We start from the raw sequence: 25600 nt of genomic DNA, 5'->3' as shown, positions 1-25600 counted from the left end.
GGCAATCGGTCGCGACACGGCGCTAGCGCAAACCCGCCCCCGGTTGCACTGTTCATCGCCGTTCGGGTCCTGTATTGTCCTTCCATCCCCGGTTGCGGAACCGGTGCATGGGAGGCGCACGATGCAGAAAAAAAATGCTGCAGCCGTCTGGATCCTGGTCGCGATGGTGGCAGGCATCCTGATCGGCTACATGATCTTCACGAGCTTTCCCGACAAAAAGGCCACCACCGAAATCGCCGGATACATCTCGCTCGTGTCCGACGTGTTCCTGCGCCTGATCAAGATGGTGATCGGACCGCTGGTGTTCTCGACGCTCGTCGTCGGCATCGCGCACATGGGCGACGCGGCATCGGTCGGGCGCGTGTTCGCGAAATCGATCGGCTGGTTCGTCACCGCGTCGCTGATCTCGCTGCTGCTCGGGCTGTTCATGGCGAACCTGCTGCGCCCCGGCGAGAACCTCGGCCTGCCGCTGCCGGACATCGGCGCATCGGCGAACCTCGCGACCTCCAAGTTCACGCTCAAGGATTTCGTCGGCCACATGGTGCCGAGGTCGTTCGCCGAGGCGATGAGCAACAACGAAATCCTGCAGATCGTCGTGTTCTCGATGTTCTTCGGCGTCGCGCTCGCGGCGCTCGGCGAGCGCGGCAAGATCCTCGTCGCCGCGATCGACCAGTTGTCGCACGTGATGCTCAAGATCACCGGCTACGTGATGAAGCTCGCGCCGCTCGCGGTGATGGCCGCGATGGCCGCCACCGTCGCGGTCAACGGGCTGTCGGTGCTGCTGAAGTTCGCGGTGTTCATGGGCGACTTCTACGTGAGCCTGTTCCTGCTCTGGGCCTTGCTCGTCTGTGCCGGGCTGTTGTTCCTCGGGCCGCGCGTATTCAAGTTGCTGGTGCTGATCAAGGAAGCATTCATGCTGTCGTTCGCGACGGCCAGCTCCGAAGCCGCGTATCCGAAGATCCTCGATGCGCTCGACCGGTTCGGCGTGCGACGCAGGATTTCGAGCTTCGTGATGCCGATGGGCTATTCGTTCAACCTCGACGGCTCGATGATGTACTGCACGTTCGCGTCGCTGTTCATCGCGCAGGCGTACAACATCCACCTGTCGATCGGCACGCAGATCACGATGCTGCTGGTCCTGATGCTCACGTCGAAGGGGATGGCCGGCGTGCCGCGCGCATCGCTCGTCGTGATCGCCGCCACGCTGCACCAGTTCGGGCTTCCGGAGGCCGGCCTGCTGCTGATTCTCGGCGTCGATACGTTCCTCGACATGGGCCGCTCGGCCACCAACGCGGTCGGCAACTCGATCGCGAGCGCGGTGGTCGCGAAGTGGGAAAACCAGCTCATGTCGGAAGCGGAAGCCGAAGCCAACCTGGCACGCATCGAAGCGGAACAGGAAGCGACGATTGCGCATCCGACGGACGTCTGACGGAGGCCCGGCGATGAAGATGCAGCGATTCTGGCGTGCGCTCGCGCTCGCGGGCCTGCTTGCCGCGGGCGCGACCGCGCGCGCGGAAGATGCGCCGTCCACGCCGCCGCGCGTCGAGCCGTTCGCGCCGGCCCGACTGACCGGTACGCTCGCGAAGGTGCGTAGCAGCGGCACGATCGCGCTCGGCTATCGCGACGCGTCGATCCCGTTCTCGTATCTGAACGCGCGCAACCAGCCGATCGGCTATTCGATCGAGCTCTGCAAGGCGCTTGTGTCGTCGATCGAGGATGCGGTCAACCGGAACCTGACGATCCGCTGGGTGCCGGTCACGTCCGACAACCGCATCGACGCGGTGGTCAACGGCACGGTCGACCTGGAATGCGGCTCCACGACGAGCAACCTTGAGCGCCAGAAGCGCGTGGCGTTCTCGCCGATCATCTTCGTGGCCGGCACGAAGGTGATGGTGAAACGCGGCTCGCCGATCCGCTCGTTCCGCGATCTCGCGGGCAAGAAAGTCGCGGTGACGGCCGGCACGACCAACGAGAAGGCGCTGCGCGACCTGGACGCGCGGTTCAGGCTCGGGATCCAGCTGCAGGTGGTGCCGGATCATGCGCAGGGCTTCGCGCTCGTCGCGAGCGGCGGCGCCGATGCGTTCGCGACGGACGACGTGCTACTGTACGGCCTGATTGCCGTGAATGCGGGCAAGGGCGGCCAGTACGACGTGGTCGGCGACTTCCTGTCCTACGACCCGTACGGCATCATGTTCCGCAAGGACGATCCGCAGCTCGCGCAGGTCGTGAAGAGCACATTCGAGGAACTGGCCGTCGACGGCGAGATCACGCGCCAGTACAAGCGCTGGTTCCTGCGCCCGCTTCCGTCGGGCATGAGCCTCAACCTGCCGATGAGCCCGCAGCTGGAGACCATCATCGAGACGATCGGCGTCAAGGGCGAATGAGATAGCGCCGCCGTCTTCCGCTCGACCGGGACGAGCCGTTCCTGTCGCGCGTGATGCGGCAGCGTCACCGGCGTCCCCGGCGTCACCTACGTTGCGCGGCAGCCGCGACGCATCCGGCCACGCTATCCCGGGCAGCCATGTATTCATGCCGGGTGCCCGGTTGACGGGATGTCGTACCGGCCGATCGCACGGACGAATGCAAAAGCGGCCCCGGTGCCTGCCCAGACACCGGGGCCGCTCACCGGCAGCACCGCGTTCAACCGACCCGCACTTCTCCCGGCCGCTCCGCTTCGCCGTCTTGCGCCGCCGTTCGCGCCAGCACCGGCTTCAGCGCATGCCCGGTATGGCTCGCCTTCACCTGCGCGAGCCCTTCCGGCGGCGCCGCCGCGACGATCGTGCCGCCGCCAACGCCGCCTTCCGGACCGAGATCGATGATCCAGTCGGCTTCCGCGATCACGTCGAGGTCGTGTTCGATCACGACGACGCTATGCCCGCCGTCGACCAGCCGGTGCAGCACGCGGATCAGCTTCGCGACGTCGGCCATGTGCAGGCCGACCGTCGGCTCGTCGAGCACGTACAGCGTGTGCGGCGCCTTCTGGCCGCGCCGCGTGATGTCGTCGCGCACCTTCGTGAGTTCGGTCACGAGCTTGATCCGCTGCGCCTCGCCGCCGGACAGCGTCGGCGACGGCTGGCCGAGCGTCAGGTAGCCGAGGCCGACGTCCTTCATCAGCTGCAGCGGATGCGCGATGTTCGAAATCGGTGCGAAAAATTCCACCGCTTCGTCGATCTCCATCGTCAGCACGTCGCCGATGTTCCGGCCGCGCCACGTGACCGCGAGCGTCTCCGGATTGAAGCGCTGCCCGTGGCACACGTCGCACGGCACCTTCACGTCGGGCAGGAAGCTCATCCCGATCGTGCGCACGCCCTGCCCTTCACAGGCCGGACACCGCCCGTCGCCGGTGTTGAACGAGAAGCGCGATGCCGTGTAGCCGCGCGCCCGCGCTTCCAGCGTATCGGCGAACAGCTTGCGGATGGTGTCCCACACGCCGATGTAGGTGGCCGGGCACGAGCGCGGCGTCTTGCCGATCGGCGTCTGGTCGACTTCGAGCACGCGGTCGATCTGCTCCCAGCCGCTCAGCGACGCGCAGCCCTGCCACGCATGCGTGACGTTCAGCGACGGCCGCGGCGCGCTGCGTGCGAGCACGCTCGCGCGGCGGTTCGTGGCCGGAGCATCCTGCTGCGCGGCCTTGCGCGCGCGCCGCGTGGCCGGCGACGACAGCACCGAGCGGCCAACCGCGTCGAGCAGGTTTGTCATCAGCACGTCGCGCGCGAGCGTCGACTTGCCCGAGCCGCTGACGCCCGTCACCGCGACGAGCCGCGCGAGCGGAATGCCGACGGTGACGTCACGCAGGTTGTGCAGCGTCGCGCCGTGCACGGTCAGCCAGCCCTCCGGCACCGCCGGTGCGCCCTTCTTGCCCGCGACGCTCACCGCACGGCGCGGCTGCAGCGGGTGCGTCATCGGCTGCGCGAGCAGCCGACCCGTGACCGAATCGGGCTGCGCGGCCAGATCCGCGACCGCCCCTTCGGCGACCAGCGTGCCGCCGCGCTTGCCGGCGCCCGGGCCGACGTCGATGATGTGATCGGCGCGGCGAATCGTGTCCTCGTCGTGCTCGACGACGACGAGCGTGTTGCCCTTGTCGCCGAGCTTGCGCAGCGCGTCCAGCAGGATCTGGTTGTCGCGCGGATGCAGGCCGATGGTCGGCTCGTCGAGCACGTAGCACACGCCCTGCAGGTTGCTGCCGAGCTGCGCCGCGAGCCGGATGCGCTGCGCCTCGCCACCCGACAGGCTCGGCGCCGCGCGATCGAGGCTCAGGTAGCCGAGCCCGACTTCCTCGAGGAACGCAAGGCGGCTGCCGATCTCGCTGACGATGTCGCGCGCGATCTGCGCGTCGCGGCCGGTCAGTTCCAGCGCGTCGATCCAGCGACGCGTATCGGACACCGTCCACTGCGCGACCTCGACGATCGGATGCGCGTCGAACGTGACCGCGCGCGCCGACGGGTTCAGGCGCGTGCCGCCGCAATCGGGGCACGGCTCGTTGCCGACGCCTTCCGGTTCCTGCTCGTCCGACGGCAAGGTCTGCTCGCGGCCGCGATCGTCGCCGGCGAGCACCGTGTCGTCGTACGCCGCGCGCTGTTCGCGCGTGAGCGTGACGCCGGTGCCGACGCAGGTCGTGCACCAGCCGTGCTTGCTGTTGTACGAGAACATCCGCGGGTCGAGCTCCGGGTAGCTCGTGCCGCACACCGGGCACGCGCGCTTGACCGACAGCACCTTGACCTCGCCGACGCGCGCGGTCGAATGGTCGTTCTGCATCGCGTGGTGCAGCCCGTCGAGCGGCGCGAGCAGGTGCATCACGCCCTTGCCGAGCTCGAGCGTCTCGTCGAGCAGGCGCCGCAGCTCGGCCTCGTGGTCCGGCGACACGACGATGTCGGCCACCGGCAGCTCGATCGTATGCTCGCGGAAGCGGTCGAGCTTCGGCCACGGATCGACCGTGACGAACTCGCCGTCCACGCGCAGATGCGTGCTGCCGCGCGCCTTCGCCCACTTCGCGAGATCGGTATACACGCCCTTGCGGTTGACGACGAGCGGCGCGAGAAAACCGACGTGCTCGCCGCGATGGTCGCGCAGCAGCTGCGCGGCGATCGACTCGACGGTTTGCGACGTGACGGGCGTGCCGTCGTGGATGCAATGCTGCAGCCCGAGCTTCACGTACAGCAGCCGCAGGAAGTGCCAGACTTCCGACGTGGTCGCGACCGTGCTCTTGCGGCCGCCGCGCGACAGCCGCTGCTCGATCGCCACCGTCGGCGGAATGCCGTACACGGCGTCCACTTCCGGCCGCCCGGCCGGCTGCACGATCGAGCGCGCATACGCGTTCAGCGATTCGAGGTAGCGGCGCTGGCCTTCGTGGAACAGGATGTCGAACGCGAGCGTCGACTTGCCGGAACCCGACACGCCGGTGATCACGTTGAACTTGCCGTGCGGGATGTCGACGTCGAGCGCCTTCAGGTTGTGCTCGCGCGCGTTGACGATCCGCACGACGTCCTCGCCCTCGATCGCGCGCCGCTCGCGGGCGGCGTTCAGCACGGCCAGCAGCGGCACGCCTTCGTCGGCGAGCGCGGTTTCGCCGTCCATCGCGCGGTCGTACTGCAGCAGCGCGACGCCGGTGTGCGATTGCGCGCACGCCTTCACGTCGTCGGGCGTGCCCGCGCACAGCACGAGGCCGCCGCCATCGCCACCTTCCGGGCCGAGATCGATCAGCCAGTCGGCCGCGCGGATCACGTCGAGGTTGTGCTCGATCACGATCAGCGAATGGCCGGCCGCGAGCAGCTTGCCGAACGCCTGCATCAGCTTCGCGATGTCGTCGAAGTGCAGCCCGGTGGTGGGCTCGTCGAACATGAACAGCTTCGCGCGCGCGATGCGCGCCTCTTCGCTGACGACCCGGCGCCCGCCCGCGGCGGCGGCCGATTCGGCGAGGAAGCCGGCCAGCTTCAGCCGCTGCGCTTCGCCGCCCGACAGCGTCGGCACCGGCTGGCCGAGCTTCACGTATTCGAGGCCGACGTCGACGATCGGCTGCAGCACGCGCAGCACCTCGGCGTCGGTCGCGAAGAACGCGGCCGCCTCGCTGACGGTCAGGTCGAGCACGTCGGCGATGTTCAGCGCGCGGCCGTCGCGCTCGATGCGCACTTCGAGAATCTCGGCGCGGTAGCGGCTGCCGTCGCAATCCGGGCAACGCAGGTAGACGTCGCTCAGGAACTGCATCTCGATGTGCTCGAAACCCGAGCCGCCGCAGGTCGGGCAACGGCCGTCGCCCGAGTTGAAGCTGAACGTGCCGGCGCCGTAGCCGCGCTGCAGCGCGAGCGGCGCCTTCGCGAACAGCTTGCGGATCTCGTCGAACGCGCCGACGTAGCTGGCCGGGTTCGAGCGCGTGGTCTTGCCGATCGGCGACTGGTCGACGAACACGACGTCGCCGACCTGGTCGGCACCCGTGAGCGTGCGGAACGCGCCCGGCGACTCGGTCGCCTTGCCGTGGTGGCGCGCCATTGCCGGATAGAGCACGTCCTGCAGCAGCGTCGACTTGCCGGAGCCCGACACGCCCGTCACGCACACGAGCCGCTGCAGCGGAATCTCGACCGTCACGTCGCGCAGGTTGTGCTCGGTCGCGCCTTCGAGCACGATGCGCGGCGTGTTCGCGTCGACCGGGCGGCGCGCCCAGTTCGACGCATGCGCGACGTGCTTGCGGCCGCCGAGATATTCGCCCGTCAGCGTGCGCGCGGCACGGATGTCGGCCGGCGTGCCGTCGTAGACGATCGTGCCGCCGCGCTCGCCGGGGCCCGGGCCCATGTCGATCAGCCGGTCGGCCGCGAGCATCACCGACGGATCGTGCTCGACGACGACCAGCGTATTGCCCGCGTCGCGCAGCCGCTGCATCGCCTCGACGATTCGCGTGAGGTCGCGCGGATGCAGCCCGATGCTCGGCTCGTCGAGCACGAACAGCGTTTTCGTGAGCGAGGTGCCGAGCGCGGTGGTCAGGTTGATCCGCTGCACCTCGCCGCCCGACAGCGTGCGGCTCTGCCGGTCGAGCGTCAGGTAGCCGAGCCCCACGTCGCACAGGTATTTGAGGCGCGTGCGCACCTCGGCGAGCAGCAGTTTCAGCGCATCGTCGAGCAGCGCGCTCGGCAGCGTGATCCCGTCGAAGAAGCGGCGGATGCGCTCGATCGGCAGCAGCATCAGGTCGTGCACCGTCAGGCCCGGCAGCGCTTCGAGCTGCGCGCGCGTCCAGTCGACGCCGCGCGGCATGAAACGATCGGCGGGCGCGAGCACCGCATCGGCGTTCGCCTTCGAGCCGAGCCGCCACTGCAGCGATTCCGTCTTCAGGCGCGCGCCGCCGCAGACCTCGCACGGCGTGTAGCTGCGGTACTTCGACAGCAGCACGCGGATATGCATCTTGTACGCTTTCGATTCGAGATAGCCGAAGAAGCGTTTCACGCCGTACCACTGGCTCTGCCACTTGCCGTTCCAGTCCGGCGAGCCGTTGATCACCCAGTCGCGCTCGGCATCGGTCAGGTCGGACCACGGCGTGTCGCGGCGGATGTCGGCCTTTGCCGCGTAGCGCATCAGGTCGTCCTGGCACTCCTTCCAGGCGGGCGTCTGCATCGGCTTGATCGCGCCGCCGCGCAGCGTCTTGCGCGCGTCGGGGATCACCAGGCCGAGATCGACGCCGATCACGCGGCCGAAGCCGCGGCAGGTCTCGCACGCGCCGTAGGCCGAGTTGAACGAGAACAGCGCCGCTTGCGGCTCCGCGTAGCGCAGGTCGCTGTCGGGATCGTGCAGCCCGGTGGAGAAACGCCACACCTGCGGCTCGGCCAGCGCGTTGTCCGCTTCCGGCGCGAGCACGTAGACGTTGACGCGGCCGCCGCCGCGCTTCAGCGACGCCTCGATCGCCTCGACCACGCGCACCTTGTCGGCCTGCTGCACGCGGAAGCGGTCGGCCACCACGTCGAGCAGCTTGCGCGGGCCGGTGGGCGACGCGACTTCGCGCTGCGCCTGCACGCGCGTGTAGCCGCTCGCCGACAGCCACTGCGCGATTTCTTCGTCGGACACGCTTTCCGGCAACTCGACCGGGAACGTGACGACGACGCGCGGATCGTCGGCGCGCGTGCGCTCGACGAGTTCCGCGTAGATCGTCTCCGGCGTGTCATGCCGCACCTGCCGCGCGGTCTGGCGGTCGAACAGCTCGGCCGCTCGCGCGTACAGCAGCTTCAGGTGATCGTTGAGCTCGGTCATCGTGCCGACCGTCGAACGCGAGCTGCGGACCGGGTTGGTCTGGTCGATCGCGATCGCGGGCGGCACGCCGTCGACGCGCTCGACCTGCGGACGGTCCATCCGGTCGAGGAACTGCCGCGCATACGCGCTGAAGGTTTCGACGTAGCGCCGCTGGCCTTCCGCGTACAGCGTGTCGAACACGAGGCTCGACTTGCCGGAGCCCGACGGGCCGGTGACGACCGTCATTTCGCCGGTGCGCAGGTCGAGATCGAGGTTCTTGAGGTTGTGCTGACGTGCTCCGCGAATGCGGATCAGATTGCTGGATGACAATTTGCCTGCCCGTCTGAATGAGTTAGCCGGATTTCACGGTGCCGGAACGCTGCGGCGGATGCCCGCAGGCGCGGCGCACGTGCCGCACGGGTCATGCCCGCGCCGCTCGAGTTCGACGGATACTATACTGTATATTCATACAGTTTTCCAAGAACAGGGCAAATCCGGGAACACGCGCCGGATCACGCCGGCTTTCCCGGACGGCAGCTCGATCGTCGAAGCGCGCCGAACGACGCGCGCTTCCGGAGCGTCTGCTGCTCGCGCCCCGCACCGGCACCAGCTCAGCCCCCACCCGCCATCGCATACGCAATGCACGTGCGGGCGAGCACGTCGGTCGGATCGACGAGCGTCGCCCGACGCCCGTCCCGCGCGACATATTCGCCGCCCGGCAGCAGGATCGGCAGCTCGGTGCAGCCGAGCACGATCACCCGCACGCCCTCGGCGATCAGCGCGTCGACAGCGGCGCCGATATCGTCCTTGCACTGGCCGGTCGTGAAACCGGCCTTCACGCCCTGCTTCCCGTAGATCGCCTCCATCACGCGCACCTGCAATGCGGGCGTCGGTGCAACCTGTCGCAATCCTTGCGATTCCAGCGCCTTCTGGTAGACCCCGCTTTCGATCGTGCCGGAGGTCGCGAGCACACCGACGTCGCGCAGCCCCGGATACGTATCGCGCAGATGCGCGACCGTGACGGTCAGCATGTTGACGACCGGAATGCCGAGGTACGGCTGGATCCGCTCGACGAACGCATGCGCGGTGTTGCACGGAATCGCGATGACGTCGGCATCGCCGTCCTCGAGCTTCTTGCAGGTCGCGTACAACGCGATCGTCGGGTCCGTGCCGGTGCCCGTCAGGTTCTCGGTCCGGTCGGGAATCTGCGGGTTCTGCTCGACCAGCAGCTTGATGTGTTCCTGATCGCGCGACGCCGGCGTGTTGCGCACGATCTTGTCGAGGAAATCGACCGTCGCGGCCGGCCCGACGCCGCCGACCACGCCGACCTTGAACGGCGCCGCGCGCGAACCGGCGTGCCCGGTCACCGCGTACTGCGCATACGCGAGGTTCGAATCCACGAGCGGCACGCGCAGCGGGCCGATGGCGTCCGCGACCAGTGCGATCTCGGTCAGGCCGGGGACGATCACCTGCACGCGCTGATCGATCAGGTCCGCGCATGCGCGGCGCAGCAGGTCGACCGGCCGGCCGCGCAGATTGCCGCGCTTGATGCCGTCGGCACCGTAGACGGCTTCCGTCACGAGATCGATCCCGTCGTGCGTCCGCGGATGAACGACGTCGAACTGCGGCGACGGGAAATACGTGTCGAAGAGTCGCTTGTCCCGCACGTAGTCGGAAGCCAGCACGCCGACGCGCGTCGCGTCCGGGTATTTGCGCCGCACGTGGTAGCGAACGGCTTCGACGATGTCCACGATCGGCAGGCGCGTATTCGCCTTCAGCTCGTCGATGAACGTGTGACTCAGGAAACATGGCAGCACGACCGTCGTCACGCCGCGCTTCTCGAACTGCCGGATCATGTCGAACACGTACAGCTTGCGCTCGATGGTCGCCGCACTGCCCGACCCCGAGCCCTTGAACGGGTATTGCTCGAAGATCATTTCGGCGTGTTCCTCGTCGGACGACGCCGGCGTCGCCTTCACCATCTTGAAGAACACGTCGGCACTGCCCAGCGGCCCGAGGCCGCCGATCACGCCGAATTTCCTCCGCGCATTCACGCCATCCGTATCCGTGCGCATCATGCGTTCAGCTCCGGCTGCTCGAATACTGTGTCCTGCGACTGCGCGGCGCGCCGGCTCTCCCACTTCGCGATCACCGCCGTCGCCACGCTGTTGCCGATCACGTTGGTCATCGTGCGGCCCATGTCGAGGATCTGGTCGATCGCGAGCACCATCGCGACGCCGGCCACCGGCAGATGGAACATCGGCGCGACCGCCGCGACCACGACCACCGAGCCGCGCGGCACGCTCGCCATGCCCTTGCTGCTCAGCATCAGCACCAGCAGCATGAACACCTGCTCCGACAGCGGCATGTGCACGCCGAACGCCTGCGCGATGAAGATGGCCGCGAACGCCTGATACATCATCGATCCGTCGAGGTTGAACGCGTAGCCGAGCGGCAGCGTGAAGCCCACCACCTTCTTGTCGACGCCGAAGCGCTCGAGCTGCTCGGTCAGGCGCGGATAGGCGGCCTCGCTGCTGGCGGTCGAGAACGCGATCAGCGCTGGCTCGCGCACGGCCTTCAGCAGGCTCCCGACGCGCCGCCCGAGAAACACGTAGCCGACGCCGACCAGGATCGCCCAAAGGACCAGCAAGCCGAGATAGAACGCGCCGATCAGCTTCCCGTACGTGTAGATCACGTCGAGCCCGCGCAGCGTGACCGACGATGCGATCGCACCGAACACGCCGAGCGGCGCCGCGCGCATCACGTAGTTCGTCAGGCGCAGCATCACCGGCACCATCCCGTCGATCGCCTGGGTCACGACGCTAACGCGCGGGTCGCGCTTCAACGCACTCAGCGCGACGCCGAGAAAGATCGAGAACACCAGGATCTGCAGGATGTCGTTGCGCGCCATCGCATCGATCAGGCTGGTCGGGAACGCATGCGTGATCACGTCCCGGGCGTTCAGTGCGGCGGTGTTCAGTCCGGTGTTGACCTCGCCCGCGCTCGCCATCAGGTTCAGGCCGGCGCCCGGCTGCAGCGCATTGGCCATCACGAGGCCGAGACTCAACGAAATCAGCGACGCGCAGACGAACCAGCCGATCGAGCGCAGGCCGATGCGGCCGACGTCCTCGCCGCTGTCCATGCCGGCCAGGCCGGACACGAGCGTCACGAACACCAGCGGCGCGATGATCATCTTGATCAGGCGCAGGAAGATGTCGGTGACGATCGAGAAGTAGCCGGCGATCGTCTTCAGGGTGGCCGGGTCCGCGATGTTGGCGTGGCACGCATAACCGGCGACGACACCGAGGATCATGCCGACTGCGATGCTTAAGGTGAGGCGATTTTTCATGTCCATTCGTCCTTGGGTGGCACCCGGCCGCCGGAAGGCGGCGAGCGCTGCGAAGAAGGCCGCGCGACGCCGGTCGCGCGTCGCATGTGCCGTTGGAACGAATGGTAGGGACGCTCGAAAAAGCCGTGATGCCGGTGCGACATGGCGGTATGCGAGCGCCGCATAACGCTGGAAAACCCTGATTCAGCCGAGCCGGGCAGGCGCCGCGCGCAGATGCTGCCAGAGGGTGTCGAGGAATTCGCTGCGATTGGACACGTCGCGATACACGCGCAGTTCGACATCCAGGTTCCACGCCGCCGGGCCGGCCGGCACGAGGTCGCCGGCCGCCAGTTCGGCGGCGATCGCGCTGCGGGGCAGCCACGCGACGCCCTCGCCTTCCATCACGAGCTTCTTGAGCACTTCGGCCATGTCGGACTCGTAGTGCAGCTGCAAGGCCGGCGCATCCGGCGCGCGGCCGAGCAGCAGCGCGAGACAGCGGCCGAAGTAGCTGGTTTCCGTGTAGGTAATCAGCGGCAGCGGATTCTGCTTCGTTCCGGGCAGGCGAAACGCGGGCGCCGATCGACGGTTCGGCCGGCACGCCGGCATCAGCGTGTCGAGGCCCACCGTCAGGTGCGCGTACTTCGCGGGGTCGAGATGGAGCGGCAGCTCCGGATGGTGATACGCGAACATCAGCTCGCAGTTGCCGTTGACGAGCATCAGGATCGAGTCGTGGACGTTCGTCGGAATGACGCGCGCGCGCACTTCGCCGAAATGCGTCGCGAGCGCCTTGAGCCAGGCCGGCAGGAAACTCAGCGCGATCGTGTGGCCCGCGGCAATCTGCAGGCTCTTGCCGGCGATCCGCTGCTCGGTGCGGATGATCGCGCGGGTATCGTACAGGCGGCTGATGACGTCTTCGGCCGTTTCGCGGAACAGGCGCCCGGCCGGCGTCAGCACCGGCGGAAAGCTGCTGCGGTCGATCAGCTCGGCGCCGATCCACTGCTCGAGCGACTGGATGCGGCGGCTGAAGCCCGATTGCGTGACGTTGCGAAATTCAGCCGCGCGGGAAAAGCTCTGGTATTGCGCGAGCGCGAGGAAATCCTCGATCCATTTGATTTCCATGATGGCCTTGGAGGTCGCGGGTGAGCCGGCCCGCGCGTCGCCAGGGTCGTGGCGAAGCGCGGGCCGACGGACGCCTCCATTTTATGGGCAGCGCGCAATGTCGCGTTCAACCCTCCTGACGCTCGATCAGGAAGCGCTCGCGGCGCTTCCCCTTGATCCATGCCGGCTCGCGTCCCCGGCCGGACCACGTCGCCCCGGTGTTCGGATCGCGGTACTTCGGCGCGACGGCAGGCGTTTTTCGCGCCGTCCTTGCGGCACTGCCCTGACGGCCGAATATCTGTCTCGGGGTCAACCCATATTCGGCGACACGGGTACGGACCTCCTGCAGCACGGTCTCGAGTTCGGCCTGTCGCGCTTCCTCGGCACGTTTCATCAGTTCATTGGCTTGCGCCTTCAATTCGCGATAGCCTGACATCCCTTTCCTCCCAATTGCTCCGGCGCCATGAAAAGCCGAGCGGGGCGCAAGCCCCGAACGGTTCGTTGTGTTGTCAACGGGTGGTGTCACGCGCGTGCGCACGTCGTTCAGAACGGAAGCTCGACGTCCGGCTTCGCGGCCGTCAGCACGCGGCGGAAGTCCGCCTGGATGCGCTCGAGCCCTTCCTTGGTCTCCGCTTCGAAGCGCAGCACGACCACCGGCGTCGTGTTCGACGAACGCGCGAGGCCGAAGCCGTCCGGGTACTCGACGCGCAGCCCGTCGATCGTCACGACTTCGTCGGCGCCGTCGAACTTCGCTTCCTGCTGCAGCTTCTCGATCAGGCGGAAGTTCTCGCCCTCCTCGAGCTTGAGCTGCAGCTCCGGCGTGCTCATCGCGTCCGGCAGCGCATTGAGCAGCGCGCTCGGATCGGCCGTCTTCGCGAGGATCTCGAGCAGGCGCGCGCCCGTGTAGAGACCGTCGTCGAAGCCGTACCAGCGATCCTTGAAGAACACGTGGCCGCTCATCTCGCCCGCGAGCGGCGCGCCCGTCTCGCGCAGCTTCGCCTTCACGAGCGAATGGCCCGTCTTCCACATCAGCGGCTCGCCGCCCTTCGCCTTCACCCACTGCGCGAGATGGCGCGTGCACTTCACGTCGTAGATGATCTGCGCGCCCGGGTTGCGCGACAGCACTTCCTCCGCGAACAGCATCAGCTGGCGGTCCGGGAAGATGATCTGGCCGTCCTTCGTGACGACGCCGAGGCGGTCGCCGTCGCCGTCGAACGCGAAGCCGAGTTCGGCGTCGGTGTCCTTCAGCGCCTGGATCACGTCCTGCAGGTTTTCCGGGTGCGCGGGATCGGGGTGATGGTTCGGGAACGTGCCGTCGACGTCGGTGAAGCGCTCCACCAGTTCGCAGCCGAGCGCCTTGAACAGGCGCGTCGCGAGCGGGCCCGCGACGCCGTTGCCGGCGTCGACGACGAGCTTCAGCGGGCGCGCAAGCTTGATGTCGCCGACGATGCGCGCGATGTACTGATCGGCGACGTCGAGGGCCTCGTACGAGCCGCTGCCCGTTTCATAGCGCTCGTCGACGATGCGTCGGTACAGCGCCTGGATCTGCTCGCCGTAGATCGCAGCGCCGCGCAGCACCATCTTGAAGCCGTTGTAGTCGGGCGGGTTGTGGCTGCCGGTGACGACGATGCACGAATCGACGCGACGCTCGCCGTCCTTCAGCGCGAGCGGCACGCTCGCCGCGAAATAGCCGACCGGCGTGGGCACCATACCGACGTCGACGACGTCGACGCCTGCCGCACGCAGGCCGTCGGCAAGCGCGCCGACGAGCTCCGGCCCGGACAGGCGGCCGTCGCGCGCGACGACGACCGCGTCGCCGCCCTGTGCGCGCACTTCGCTGCCGAAGGCCCGGCCGATCGCGCGCGCCGTGTCGGCGTCGAGCGTCTTGCCGACCACACCGCGAATGTCATATGCCTTGAAGATGGATTGGGAGATCATCGATTCTCTCTGGGTTGCATGCACGAAGCAGTCGGACTGTCGCGTGATCGCGCACTGCGTTCGGATTCAGGATGCCGTCGCGGCGCGCGTACGTCCCTGCGTCCTGACGACTAAGCCGTGCCGATGTCATGGCGAACCGTCGCGCGACGAATTCACGCACAGCCTGGCGCGAACTCGTCGCGAAACTCGCAAAACAGCTTGCCGCGCGTGGCGAGGTGGTCGATCTGGGCCAGTGTCAGCGATGCGATGCGCGATGCCGTCATTTCCGAGACGCCGAGTTGCCGCGTGGCCTCGCCCCGGTTGACGAGGAGCAGCCACTTCGCAAGCATGAGATACGATCGATTGAATTCCGCGATCGCATCGGAAATGTCGTGTTGTTCGGCCATGGTCGGTCTTGAAGGGCCAGCGCGTTTGCTTTGCCGGTCGATTCGCTTCGACCCGGTGGTTCGGCACTCGCCGGATTTTCGATGACACACTGTACGTCGCGAACGCAGCGCCGGACCGACAAAGCTCTGAACGGATCCGCCAGCGCGCGCAGGCGCGCGTACCGTGGCGCGCACGTCGATTCGCGCGGCATCGCCACGGCGCGATGCGGATCCGTTCAGTCGGCGTCGGCGAGATACGGCGACGCGAACACGCGCGGCGGGAACGCCGGCAGGCCGCCTTGCGGCGTAAAGCTGTAGCGGAGATAGACGGCCGCCGTCCACTCGCGGTACTGATACGCATTGCCGAACGAAGCCGCTCCACCAACGGCCAGCTGCGGCGCGACCTGGTATTCGCCGCGCGCGGCGAGCGAATACGCGATGCCCGTCTTGCTGCGGGCGGGATACACAGCCCCCGCGTCCAGCCCGACCGCCTGACTGGCGGCGGCATTCGCGGCCGCTTGCGCCTGCATGCCGGAATCGAGCGGGAAATACGGCACCGCGTTCTGCCGGTAATGCTGCACGCCGAACGAACCGCTCAAATCGTACGCAAACGCGCCCGTTCTTCCCGCGTACTCGACCGGTATATTCAGGATCACGTATTGCTGCGGACTGAAATAGCCGCCCTGGCCGTACGTGAAATACGACTGGTTCTTGCTGAAGCGCATCCACGTCGCATTGACGCCCACGGTGAGCGTCCGGTCGGCGTCGCGCAGCAAGCGCGTATAGGCGCCGCCGCTGCCCTTGCCGGCGAAGTTGCGTTCGACGTGATGGCCGTCGTAGTAGTCGAACGCGCCCGCGACGTACGCGCCGCTGGTGCCGTCGTCCCAGCTCAGCGCGCCACGCGCGCCGCTGCGCGTCACGCCGCCCCACTTGAGGCCGGCACTCGCATCGCGTGCGCCCGCGAACGACAGCAGGCTGTCGGTCACCGCGCGACGCGTGACGGCCAGCGAGTAGGCCGCCCGATCGGTGATCGCACCGTTGAAGCGCACGCCGCCGACCACATCCTGATACGGGAACCCGACCGGCGTCGCGCCGATGTCGGCCTTCAATTGCTTGCCTTCGTAACCCAGGGAAAGACCGACGCCGCTCGCCGTTTCGGAACCCGGCGAGCCGCCGCCGACCGACCGCGAGAGCCCCGCGCCGAACCGGGCGAGAGTCGGCACGTCGGTCGCCGAGTTGCCGCCGTCGAGCATGACCGGCGTGGCGGTCACGACGACGTGACCGTTGCCGGCCTTGATACGCCCTTCCAGCGGCGCCTCGATGTCGGTGAGGCCGGACAGCCCCGCCTCGCCCGTCCGGTTTCGGAACACGAGGCCGCCCGATGCCGTGCTGGCCTGCTCGCTGTTCACCTGGGCCAGTTCCGACGCGACGTCGAGCATCTGAGCGTTGGCGCCCGCGTCCCGCTGCGGCGCACGGGCCACGGCGTCGCCTCCCGCATAGCCGGCCGGCGGCTGCGGGATATAGCGAGGCGGCGCATCGGCCTGCCCGTAGGCCGATGCAAGAACGGGCGAGCGCGCCGCGGCGACCTTCGTCCCGCCGCGGGCCGGCCGGCCCGGCCTCGCGCCCGACGCGGCCGCCGGCGAACCGGTCGCCGCCGCGGCCCGCGACGCGGGCGACATCGGCCACGGCGTGGCGACGTAGCCGGCACAGTCGTCGTTCGGATCGGACTGCGCCACGCATCCCGCGGACGCCCCCGCCGGCGGAACGTCGGCGGCAGGCTCCCGATAGGGCTGATAGGACTGGTAGGACTGATAGCGCCGCGCGGTCGCGGGCCCGCCCGACTCGCCCGCACCGACGGCCGCCTGGCCATAGCCGCCGGGGTCGCCAAGATCGGGCGTGACCGCCTGCGGCGACATGGCGGGCGGCACCATGCGCGCTGCCGGCACGGCGGACGGGGTGACGTAGGTCGCGGGCGGCGCGGGAGGCATCGTATAGGGCACGGTCGGAGCGGAAGAAGACGGGGTGGACCAGGAAGGCACGCCCGGCAGCGGCGATACCGCGGCCCCGAAGCCGGTCGACGGATGAACGACATCGACGGCGGTCTTGCCTTCGAACGGATTGGTACCGGGCAGCGGGTTCGCGCCGATGCGCCGCATCGCGTCCTCCCAGCCGCGCGGCACGTTCGACGGCGCCGGCTTGCTGCCCGGCGGCGGCGTATTGGCGGCCAGCAGCGCACGCTGCAGATACTGCGCGGCGAGCGAAAGATTCCCCTGCGCGCGATACAGGCGGCCGGTCGCGGCAAGCAGCCCCGGGTCGTCGGGCGCGATGCGCAGCGCCGTGGCCGCGAACGCTTCACCGTCGCGCCATGCCTTCGCGCTGCTCGCCGCGTAGATCGCCGCGACCAGCAAGCCCGTATCGTCGGGCCGGCGGGCCAGCGCGACCCGATAGCATTTCAGCGCGTTCGGCGCGTCGCCGGCCGACGTATACAGCCGCGCGAGCGCGGCCTGGAGTTCGGGACTGTCGGGCATCGCGGCCAGCCACGGCGCGATGACGGCGTAGCCGCCGGCGAGGTCGCCGGCCTGGCGTACCGCATCGGCCTGACGCACGACGATCTCGAGGTTCAGGCGTTCGAAGTCGCCGCGCTGCGCGGGCGACAGCGGCAGCGCGGCAAGCCGGCGCATCGCGTCGCCCAGCAGCGCATCGTTGCGCACGGTCAGCAGCGTCCGCGCGTACTGCAGCAGCAAATCGGCGTTGTCCGGCTCCCGGGCCAGCGCACGCTGCACGATCCACAGCGCACGCGACGTGTCGCCGGCCGCCGCATAGCCCGCCGACAACTGCGCCGCGAGTCCCGGCACCGACTGGCCGATTCCCTCGGCGTCGTGCAGCACCCCGAGCGCCTGCGCGCGGCGGCCTTCGCGCACCAGCCGTGTCGCGAGTGCAACCTGCTGGCCCACCCAGAGGCGGTGCTGCAACGTCGTCATCGCCGCCGTGCGTTGCGCGGGCGCGATGCGCTCCAGCCGCTGCAGCCCGAGGCTCCAGTCTTGCGTCTGCTCGGCCAGCAGCGCGCCGGCATAGAGTGCGTCGGTCATGTCGGGCCGCTCGGCCAGCAATCCGTCCATCATGCTGCGTGCCGATGCGATCGCCCCTTGCCGCACGTACACGCGCGCCAGGTCCAGCCGCAGCCACGGATCGTCCGGATTGCCGGCAAGCGCGTCCTCGAACAGGCTGCGCGCCGTGCCCAGATCGCCGCGCGCTTCGGCTTGCCGCGCCTGCGCAGCCTCGGCCGTACGACGCAACCGATCCAGGCCGCCGGCCTTCGACTGCTGCTCGGCGCTCAGTTGCGTCGCGAACTGCAACGCTTCGTCGCCGCGCCCCTGCGCGGCCAGCGCGCCGACCAGGCCGCGTATCGCGTCCGGGTTGTCGGACTGACGCCGCAGCGCCATCCGGTACGCCTGCTCGGCGCCGCGCGCATCGCGATTCTCCAGCAGCGCGTCGCCGAGCATGACCTGCGCGGTGACGTTCGACGGATCCGCCAGAATCGCGCGTTCGAACAGCGCCTTCGCTCGCGCGAAGTCGCCGTTGCTTTGCGCGCCGAGCGCCTCGCTCGTGTACGACCAGTACGTCGCACTGCCGAGCGCCGAGCGCCAGCGCGCCGCGTTCCCGCCTCGCGACGCGCGCTCCAGATCGCTGCGTGCCTGCGCGAAGTGCTCCTGCTTCAGTTCGACGATGCCGCGGCCGCCCAGCGCGTCGCCGTCGTTCGGCGACGTGGCGAGCACGGCATTGAAGCGGGCGCGCGCCGTGTCCAGATCGCCGCGTTCGAGTGCCGCAAAGCCATCCTCGATCGCGTGGCCGCGCGCTTCGTTCGATGCGCTGCGTTGATCGCCTTCGCGCGCGGTTTGATCCTGTCGCACCATGCTGTCGTAGCGCGCCTTGACCGGCGGATCGTCCGGCACCACCTTCAGATAGGCGAGGTAGCGCGCCTGATCCGACGGCCTGGCCGCGAGCCAGAGCAGCGCCTGGCGCCAGCTCTCGCGCGCCGCTTTCCCGACTTTCGCGTCGGCGGACAACGACTCGAGCCGCGCGATGCCGTCGCGGCGCGTCGCGTCGCGATAGGTCAGGTGCTGCGCATACGCGAGTGCGTAGCGCGGATCGTCGGGGTTGTCACGCGCGAGACGTTCCAGGCCTCGGCGGGCTTCGGCCCATCCGCTCGGCGTGGCCGCGAGCGCCTGGAAGTACTCGAGCTGCAGCGCGGACGACGACGGCGCGCCTTGCAGCGCGCGCTGATACTGTTGCGCGGCCAGCGCGCTCTGCCCCGTCTGCGCGAGGCGGCGCGCGTCGCTGATCTCGCCGTCGCGCACGCTCGTCTCGCCCAGACGCTGGCCAAGCTCGTCGGTCCGCGCGAAGCCGGGGGCGATGCGGCGCAACTGTTCCAGGTAGCGGCGCGCACCGTCGACGTCCTTGCGATCGGCGAGCACCATGCCCATGCCGAACAGCGCGTCGGGCTGATTCGGATCGACGCCCAGCACCTTCTTCCAGGCCTGTGCCGCGAGGTCGCCCCGGCCATGCGCCTGCCAGTATCGCCCCTGATCGACGAGTACCTTCAGCGGGTCGCTGCCGGCCGCCGCCGCGTGCGGCAGTGCCAGCGCGAGCAGCAGACTCGCGATACCGCCCGCGCGGGCGGCGCCGAGCCCGCGTAACCGTCGGTTTCGCATGTCACTCCTTCAGCCGGCGCGCCGCACGCGCACGCAGCAGACGATAGAAGAGCGCCGCCGCGACGAACGCGGCCAGCACGCTGAACAGCGCAAGCAGCAGCGGACGCCCCGACAGAAACCAGCGCAGGTAAGTGAGCGGCGGCAGCGCACCGACGTGATACGACGTTTCGTTCGACGTCACCGTGACGGTGCGATCGCGAATCACGACCATCGCGCCCTGGACCGACGTGAGCAGGTCGTCGTCGAGCAGTGCGCGGCCGAGCGCCTCGTCCGCCTGCCCGCTCGCGCTGATCAACGCGACGGCGCTGCGCGTCTTGCGCAACGGCGACTCGAAGCCGGCGATCAGCGCGCGCGTGCCGTCCGAGACGATCGACAGGCCGGCGCGCACGCGTTCGCGCTCGGCGCCAGGCGACGGCGCCGCCTCGGCGCCGCCGAACAGGCCACCGAACCGGCCGCCAAACAGGCCACCAAACAGGCCGCCGTCGCGATCCGTGCCGAACGGCATGCGCGCCGCCCAGCGGGTCAGCAGCGGCTGGGTGTCCGGCGCGCCGAGAATCAGCAGATCCTTGGACGCGAACGCGCCGACACCGGCGGCGTCCGTCACCGTCACACCGCTGACCGGATAACCCGTCGACACGCCCATGCGCCCCATCGCGAGCAGGTACAGGCCGTAGACGTCCGCGCCCGGCTCGGCGGGCAGCACGACGGCCGTGTCCGACAGGTCGGCCATCCGCGTGAACGGAAAGCCGCTGTTTGCAAACGCGGCGAGGTCGGGCAGCGCCTTGTAGTGCGGAAACGACGACACGTCGATCGTCGAGTCCGGGTCGATCGAACCCGCGACGTTCTGCAGCAGCCGCCCCGTGCATCGGCCCATGTCCGGGATCTCGTAGAAGAAGTGCAGCTGCAACGGCGTGCGCGGCGTGAGCAGCAGCGGCGGCACGTGCAGCGTCGCGCGGTCGATACCGTTGGCGACGAACGGCAGGTAGCGGCTCAGGCTCCAGCGCGACGTTTCCCGTGCCGGGATCGGCAGCGCCTTCACGAACGTGTCGCCGACGCTCAGGTTGAGCGACGAACGGTCCGCGCGCAGCGTCGGCGTGTAGCGATAACGCAGGTCGATCGGCGCGCCGCGCGTATCCCAGGTGAACAGATCGGGGGCGACGCGCAGATCGATCCGGACGGCACCCGCGTCGTAGCCGGACACGCTGAGCGCGCGCCCGTCGGCCAGTTCGCCGATCCGCACCGGGCGCGTCGACGACAGCCAGTTCGGCGCGTCGTACGGCACGCGCGGCGCGATGTTCTCGAGCCGGCTCACCGTGGCATGCGTACCCGCGAGCGTCTTGCTGCCGAGCACGAGCGTGAGCGCGGCGACCTTCACTTCGTCCGGCGTGCGACCGAGCACCAGCAGCAGCTGGCCGTGAGCCGGCGCCTGCCGCTCGACGACGGCCAGCGTCGGCCCGTCGATCGCCGGCAGCGTCACGCCGTCCAGACGATCGTCGGCCGTCGCGAACACCACCGCGTTGCCCGATTCAGGCAGGCCGCCGGGCCGGGCAGGAAACCGCGCGCCGCGATACGACGCCAGCGCGCCGAACCACGACGCGACGATGCCCGCCGCTTCCAGCGTCTCCCGCGGCGGTCGCGCGGCGAATGCGAACGGCAGCTCGAGCCGCCGGACGTCCCGCGAATCGAAGAACGGCGCGGGCAGGACGCCGAGTTCCGGCCGCTCCGGCAGCGCCGCGTAAGTCAGCTCGAGCCGGCTCGCGTTGCTCACCGTTGCCCACAGCGACGAGTTGGCGGGATCCTCGCAGTCTTTCGTGTAATGACCGATCAGCTGAACGTTCAGATGGTTGTACTCGGTGACGAAGCGCGGATCGATCGACACGTCGCGCGCAACCGTCATGCCGGCTTGAGCGGCCGGCAACGGCAGCGTCGCCGCCACTTCGCCGTTGATCAGCACCTTGAGCTGCGACAGATCCGGCAGCAGCGCGGGCGAGTAGCTGTAGACCAGATGCAGCGTCGCGCCCATCACGACCTCGTCGCGACGGACCGAGAACGCGATGCCGTTCTGGCCGTCGGTGCCCCGCAGCTGCAGCGGATCGCGCGCCCCGAGCTCCGCGAACGTCAATGCCTGGCGCCGGCCGCCGGGCACGAGCGTGCCGGGCTCGGCCGTGGTCGGCAGCGTGCCGAAGCGGCGGCGCGCGGCGTCGGCCGCCGGCACCGGTTCGGCGAGCAGCGCGGGGCGCGCGGTGGCGGGCCCGACGGCTATGGCCGGCGACGGCGGCGCCGCATCGCCCGACGACATCGCGCCGTCCGCCGCCCGCATTGCGCCGGGTGCCTGCATCCCGGTGGCCGCGGCCCAGCTGCCCGATGCGATGCCGCCCGCCATTGCCCAGAGCAGTAGCGACACCATCCTGCGCGACACGCGCGCATACCGGCCGACACGTGCAGGAACCGCGACAACCGCGCCCTGCGAAATGCACGCCTTGCGGCGCGTGCTGCCGCGCTGTCTCGACGACCCCGTCATTCTTTCCGCCTCATGCTATTTTTTTTCGTTGCTGCGGCCGCCGCGCGCGTACACGCGCAGGTCCGCGTACAGGCGCGCGATCACGCGAAGCAAGCCCTGCACGCCGACCTTCGACAGATGCAGGAACGCACGCGGCGGCGAATCGGGACGGCGGCCGTCCGTCCAGTCGATCCATGCGTCGGCTCGGGCAAAGGTTGAACTGACGAGATCGAATTCCTGCTGTTGCGACAGGCTCTCGAACCGGATGCCGACGCGCCCTGGTTCGACGTATTCGACCGTCGCGGGAAATGCGTACTCTTCGACACCGCGAAACAGCGATACCGTTATCGGTTCGCCACGCGGAATGCGCGCATCGTCGGGGACTGCCACGCCGATCCCGCCCTCCGAGTAGTCACGCGTTTCGCATGCCAGTGTCCGGCCATTCGCGAAGCGCAGCATGACCGGAATCCGCGCCGCGACACGATGGGACACGCGTACCTGCCGGCGCTCGTTCGCCGCCGCGACGGCGAGACCCAGAATCAGGATGTTGTAGGTCGTCCATGCCAGGTTGAACGCCGTCGTCTGGACTTCGCTGCCGACGTGACGGTTGAGCGACAGGTTCAGGACGCCCACCGCGAGGCCGATCACGTTCAGGACCACCAGGCTCAGATACGGTTTCGACACCGCCCAGTCGAAGTAGCCACGGTCGATGCGTCCGCCCTTGGCCGTCACGTTGAACTTGCCCAGCCGGGGATTGATCAGCGCAAGCATCGTCGGCAGCGCGATGTACGACGCCAGCACGGCCTCGTAGACTTCGGCCCAGAACGAATGGCGGAAGCGGCCCTGCATCCGCGAGTTCGTCACGTTCGCATGGATGACGTGGGGCAGCGCATAGAGCGCAAGCATCGTGGCCGGGGCATGGATCACATGTGCGTCGAAGAACAGGAACGACAGCGGTGCGGTCAGGAACACGAGCCGCGGGATCCCGTAGAAAAAATGCATCATCGCGTTCAGGTAGCACAGCCGCTGGCTCAGCGTCAGTCCGCGCCCGAACAGCGGATTGTCGATACGGAATATCTGCGTCATGCCGCGCGCCCAGCGGATGCGCTGGCCGATGTGCCCGGTCAGGCTCTCGGTGGCCAGCCCCGCCGCCTGCGGTATCGCAAGATAGGCCGTCGTATAGCCGCGGCGATGCAGCTTGAGCGCGGTGTGCGCATCCTCGGTCACCGTCTCCGTCGCGATGCCGCCGATCTCCTCCACCATCGAGCGGCGCATCAGCGCGCACGATCCGCAGAAAAACGTCGCGTTCCAGAGATCGTTGCCGTCCTGCACCAGTCCGTAGAACAATTCGCCTTCGTTCGGCACCTTTCTGAAAATGCCGAGGTTGCGCTCGAACGGGTCCGGCGAAAAGAAGTGATGCGGCGTCTGCAGCATCGACAGCTTCGGATCCCGAATGAACCAGCCTAGACAGATCTGCAGGAACGAGCGCGTCGGCACGTGATCGCAATCGAAGATCGCGATGTATTCGCCGTCGGTGATCTTCAATGCTTCGTTGAGGTTGCCGGCCTTGGCATGGCGATTGTGATCGCGAATCGTCCAGTGCACGCCGACCGACTCGCAGAACGCGCGGAATTCCGGGCGACGTCCGTCGTCCAGCACGTGGATCGACAGCTTGTCGGCAGGGTAATCCAGCGCGAGCGCCGCGTAGATGGTCGGCTTGACGACGCTCAACGGTTCGTTGTACGTCGGAATGAACACGTCGACGCTCGGCCAATGCGCGCGCGACGCGGGCAACGGCAGCGGCTTGCGCCCGAGCGGCCACGCGGTCTGGAAGTAGCCGAGGATCAGCACCGCCGCCGCATAGACTTCGGCCGCCGCGAGCAGCGTGCCCCATACAGCGTCGAGCGGATGCGACCACACCAGCGTGCCGGACAATCTCCAATACATGTAACGGCCGGTGGCCACCACCGACAGCACGATCATGACGAGCGTCGCATAGCGTCCGCCCAGGCGACGGACCACCAGCGAACAGGCGATGCAGCAGGTGGCGAACACGAGCTGCCCGATCGCGTCGAGCGGCACCGTACACACGAAATACAGCGCCAGCAGCGTGCATGCGGCTATAGGCAGCGCGACGAACCAGCCGCTTCCGGGCAACGCATCGACGAACCGGTCGACCGCCGACGGCCGCGCGACCTCCCCGCGGGCGCTCAAGCGATGCTCCGCGCGGTGTCGCGCCGATCGAGCACGCGCTCGAGCCATGCACCGCACGCGTTCAGGTCGGCGGCGGCCTGCGAACGCGGGTCGTAGCGATTCACGGTCGTCCGGGACGCGAGCGATTCCGCGACCCCTTCATCCCTGTGAATCACGCCGCCGAACCGCGCCGCGCCGAGGCTGTCGCACAGCACGCGCAGCACATCGCGGCCCAACTCGCGCGACTGATCGACCTGATTGACCACGTAGCCGTCGCCCACGAAATCCGCGCGGCTCGCGGCATACGCGTCGAGCATCCGCCGCATCTGCGGAATCGTTGCGTACGAGGCCGCATCGGCGAGCACGACCTTGAGCACGAAATGCGCGGCCGTCAGCGCGGCGCGCATGTATACCGAGGTGCCCGGCGGCGTATCGATGATCACGATGTCGTCGTCGCCGAGCCCGAGCGTGGCAAGCCCGTGCGCGAGCCACGACGGATCGCGGTCGAGCAGCCGCTCGAAGCGGCGTTGATCCGTTTCGCTGACCAGGCCGAATGGAAACACCGTGATCCCGTCGACGACCACGGCCGGCCAGTTCAGCCTGTCGAGCGCGGCATGGGCGAGCCCGTCGGTCATGTCGAGCGGCACGCCGAAATGCAGCTTCAGCGCATTCTGCGGATCGAGATCCACCACGCTCACGCGCCGGCGTCGCGACGCCGCCAACACGGCCGCGAGATTCGCCGCCAGCGTCGTCTTGCCGACGCCGCCCTTTGCCGAAGCGATCGCGACGATTTTCATGAGCGGCCGGTCCACACCGATGGCTTCTTCGGCGCCTCTCCCGTCGGCTCCGTGCGCAACCGCTCGAACAACCGAACCAGCGGCTGTGACGGAGCTTGCGCGTCCGTGCCATCCGATGCCGCCGGCCTGCCGACCAGCTTCTTCAGCGTGCCGGATGCTGGTTCCCGCCCGCCGGTATCCTGCGCGGACGCAGGCAACGCACGCGTGTCGGCCAGTACGATTTTGCGCAGGCTATCCGCGCCGTCCGGCGACCCTGCGCCCGGCTGCCCCTGCGACTCGCTCGCGCGCAATTCGACACCGCCGAGCAGCGGCCAACGCGCGCGGGCCACTTCAGCATCCGCTTCCGCACGTACTTCGTGATAGCGTCCGGCATCGCCGCCAAAACGCTTGAACAACGATTCGATATCCCGTGAAGTCGACATAGCGTGCCCATTGGTTGTCGCGGAAGTTCCGGTCGGCCCGGT

14 protein-coding genes are annotated in these 25600 nt (G+C 68.5%); 2 read left to right on the top strand and 12 right to left on the bottom strand.

The genetic code is table 11. From position 1 onward, the window contains the following. Positions 1-121: 121 nt before the first annotated feature. Positions 122-1429 carry a dicarboxylate/amino acid:cation symporter gene (locus NQV17_RS24375; protein ID WP_257774189.1) on the top strand — a complete coding sequence of 436 codons (1308 nt, stop codon included), beginning with the start codon at positions 122-124 and terminating at the stop codon, positions 1427-1429. 13 nt (positions 1430-1442) lie between these two features. Continuing rightward, positions 1443-2384, top strand: a complete 942-nt coding sequence (locus NQV17_RS24370) for an amino acid ABC transporter substrate-binding protein (protein ID WP_257774188.1) — start codon at positions 1443-1445, stop codon at positions 2382-2384. A gap of 256 nt (positions 2385-2640) precedes the next feature. Here NQV17_RS24370 and uvrA read toward each other — a convergent pair whose 3' ends face one another. The 12 genes from uvrA to bcsP all read right to left on the bottom strand — a co-directional run bounded on the left by uvrA (position 2641) and on the right by bcsP (position 25558). Beyond that, positions 2641-8535 carry an excinuclease ABC subunit UvrA gene (gene uvrA / locus NQV17_RS24365; protein WP_257774187.1) on the bottom strand — a complete coding sequence of 1965 codons (5895 nt, stop codon included), beginning with the start codon at positions 8533-8535 and terminating at the stop codon, positions 2641-2643. Between the two features lie 281 nt (positions 8536-8816). Then, on the bottom strand, positions 8817-10283 hold the full coding sequence (locus NQV17_RS24360) for an aspartate/glutamate racemase family protein (protein WP_257774186.1): 1467 nt from the start codon (positions 10281-10283) through the stop codon (positions 8817-8819). Beyond that, a complete protein-coding gene (locus NQV17_RS24355) occupies positions 10280-11554 on the bottom strand; it encodes a dicarboxylate/amino acid:cation symporter (protein WP_257774185.1) in 1275 nt (424 codons plus the stop codon). The genes NQV17_RS24360 and NQV17_RS24355 overlap by 4 nt, the downstream gene beginning before the upstream one ends. A 183-nt stretch (positions 11555-11737) precedes the next feature. Next, a complete protein-coding gene (locus tag NQV17_RS24350; RefSeq protein ID WP_044846953.1) occupies positions 11738-12652 on the bottom strand; it encodes a LysR substrate-binding domain-containing protein in 915 nt (304 codons plus the stop codon). Positions 12653-12758: 106 nt separating this feature from the next. Then, a complete protein-coding gene (locus tag NQV17_RS24345) occupies positions 12759-13067 on the bottom strand; it encodes an H-NS family nucleoid-associated regulatory protein (RefSeq protein ID WP_124489813.1) in 309 nt (102 codons plus the stop codon). 107 nt (positions 13068-13174) lie between these two features. Further along, positions 13175-14569, bottom strand: a complete 1395-nt coding sequence (locus NQV17_RS24340; RefSeq protein WP_257774184.1) for a phosphomannomutase/phosphoglucomutase — start codon at positions 14567-14569, stop codon at positions 13175-13177. A 152-nt stretch (positions 14570-14721) separates the two neighbouring features. Further along, positions 14722-14955 (bottom strand): flagellar transcriptional regulator FlhD, encoded by a 234-nt coding sequence (locus NQV17_RS24335; RefSeq protein WP_257774183.1) that lies wholly within the window; start codon positions 14953-14955, stop codon positions 14722-14724. A gap of 215 nt (positions 14956-15170) precedes the next feature. Continuing rightward, complete coding sequence (locus NQV17_RS24330) at positions 15171-19646, bottom strand: cellulose synthase subunit BcsC-related outer membrane protein (RefSeq protein WP_257774182.1); 4476 nt, start codon at positions 19644-19646, stop codon at positions 15171-15173. 1 nt (position 19647) lies between these two features. Then, the gene (bcsB, locus tag NQV17_RS24325; protein WP_257774181.1) at positions 19648-22167 is read right to left on the bottom strand and encodes a cellulose biosynthesis cyclic di-GMP-binding regulatory protein BcsB; all 2520 of its coding nucleotides are present in this window, start codon (positions 22165-22167) and stop codon (positions 19648-19650) included. Positions 22168-22182: 15 nt separating this feature from the next. Continuing rightward, the gene (bcsA, locus tag NQV17_RS24320) at positions 22183-24408 is read right to left on the bottom strand and encodes a UDP-forming cellulose synthase catalytic subunit (RefSeq protein ID WP_374692738.1); all 2226 of its coding nucleotides are present in this window, start codon (positions 24406-24408) and stop codon (positions 22183-22185) included. Beyond that, positions 24357-25136, bottom strand: coding sequence for a cellulose biosynthesis protein BcsQ (bcsQ, locus tag NQV17_RS24315; RefSeq protein WP_257774179.1), 780 nt, complete (start codon positions 25134-25136; stop codon positions 24357-24359). Before bcsQ ends, bcsA begins: the two co-directional genes overlap by 52 nt. Continuing rightward, positions 25133-25558, bottom strand: coding sequence for a cellulose biosynthesis protein BcsP (gene bcsP / locus NQV17_RS24310; RefSeq protein WP_257774178.1), 426 nt, complete (start codon positions 25556-25558; stop codon positions 25133-25135). The genes bcsQ and bcsP overlap by 4 nt, the downstream gene beginning before the upstream one ends. Between the last annotated feature and the right edge of the window lie 42 nt (positions 25559-25600).

The organism is Burkholderia sp. SCN-KJ (assembly GCF_024656005.1).
In the GTDB taxonomy this organism is placed as follows: Bacteria; Pseudomonadota; Gammaproteobacteria; order Burkholderiales; family Burkholderiaceae; genus Burkholderia.
This window is presented reverse-complemented; position numbering and strand designations above follow the sequence as displayed.

Excerpts from the sequence above, each read along its gene's own strand:
- NQV17_RS24375 (WP_257774189.1), top strand. The coding sequence starts at position 122 with ATGCAGAAAAAAAATGCTGCAGCCGTCTGGATCCTGGTCGCGATGGTG.
- NQV17_RS24370 (WP_257774188.1), top strand. The coding sequence starts at position 1,443 with ATGAAGATGCAGCGATTCTGGCGTGCGCTCGCGCTCGCGGGCCTGCTT.
- NQV17_RS24360 (WP_257774186.1), bottom strand. The coding sequence starts at position 10,283 with ATGATGCGCACGGATACGGATGGCGTGAATGCGCGGAGGAAATTCGGC.
- NQV17_RS24355 (WP_257774185.1), bottom strand. The coding sequence starts at position 11,554 with ATGAAAAATCGCCTCACCTTAAGCATCGCAGTCGGCATGATCCTCGGT.
- NQV17_RS24350 (WP_044846953.1), bottom strand. The coding sequence starts at position 12,652 with ATGGAAATCAAATGGATCGAGGATTTCCTCGCGCTCGCGCAATACCAG.
- NQV17_RS24345 (WP_124489813.1), bottom strand. The coding sequence starts at position 13,067 with ATGTCAGGCTATCGCGAATTGAAGGCGCAAGCCAATGAACTGATGAAA.
- NQV17_RS24340 (WP_257774184.1), bottom strand. The coding sequence starts at position 14,569 with ATGATCTCCCAATCCATCTTCAAGGCATATGACATTCGCGGTGTGGTC.
- NQV17_RS24335 (WP_257774183.1), bottom strand. The coding sequence starts at position 14,955 with ATGGCCGAACAACACGACATTTCCGATGCGATCGCGGAATTCAATCGA.
- NQV17_RS24330 (WP_257774182.1), bottom strand. The coding sequence starts at position 19,646 with ATGCGAAACCGACGGTTACGCGGGCTCGGCGCCGCCCGCGCGGGCGGT.
- bcsB (WP_257774181.1), bottom strand. The coding sequence starts at position 22,167 with ATGACGGGGTCGTCGAGACAGCGCGGCAGCACGCGCCGCAAGGCGTGC.
- bcsA (WP_374692738.1), bottom strand. The coding sequence starts at position 24,408 with ATGGCTCGAGCGCGTGCTCGATCGGCGCGACACCGCGCGGAGCATCGC.
- bcsQ (WP_257774179.1), bottom strand. The coding sequence starts at position 25,136 with ATGAAAATCGTCGCGATCGCTTCGGCAAAGGGCGGCGTCGGCAAGACG.
- bcsP (WP_257774178.1), bottom strand. The coding sequence starts at position 25,558 with ATGTCGACTTCACGGGATATCGAATCGTTGTTCAAGCGTTTTGGCGGC.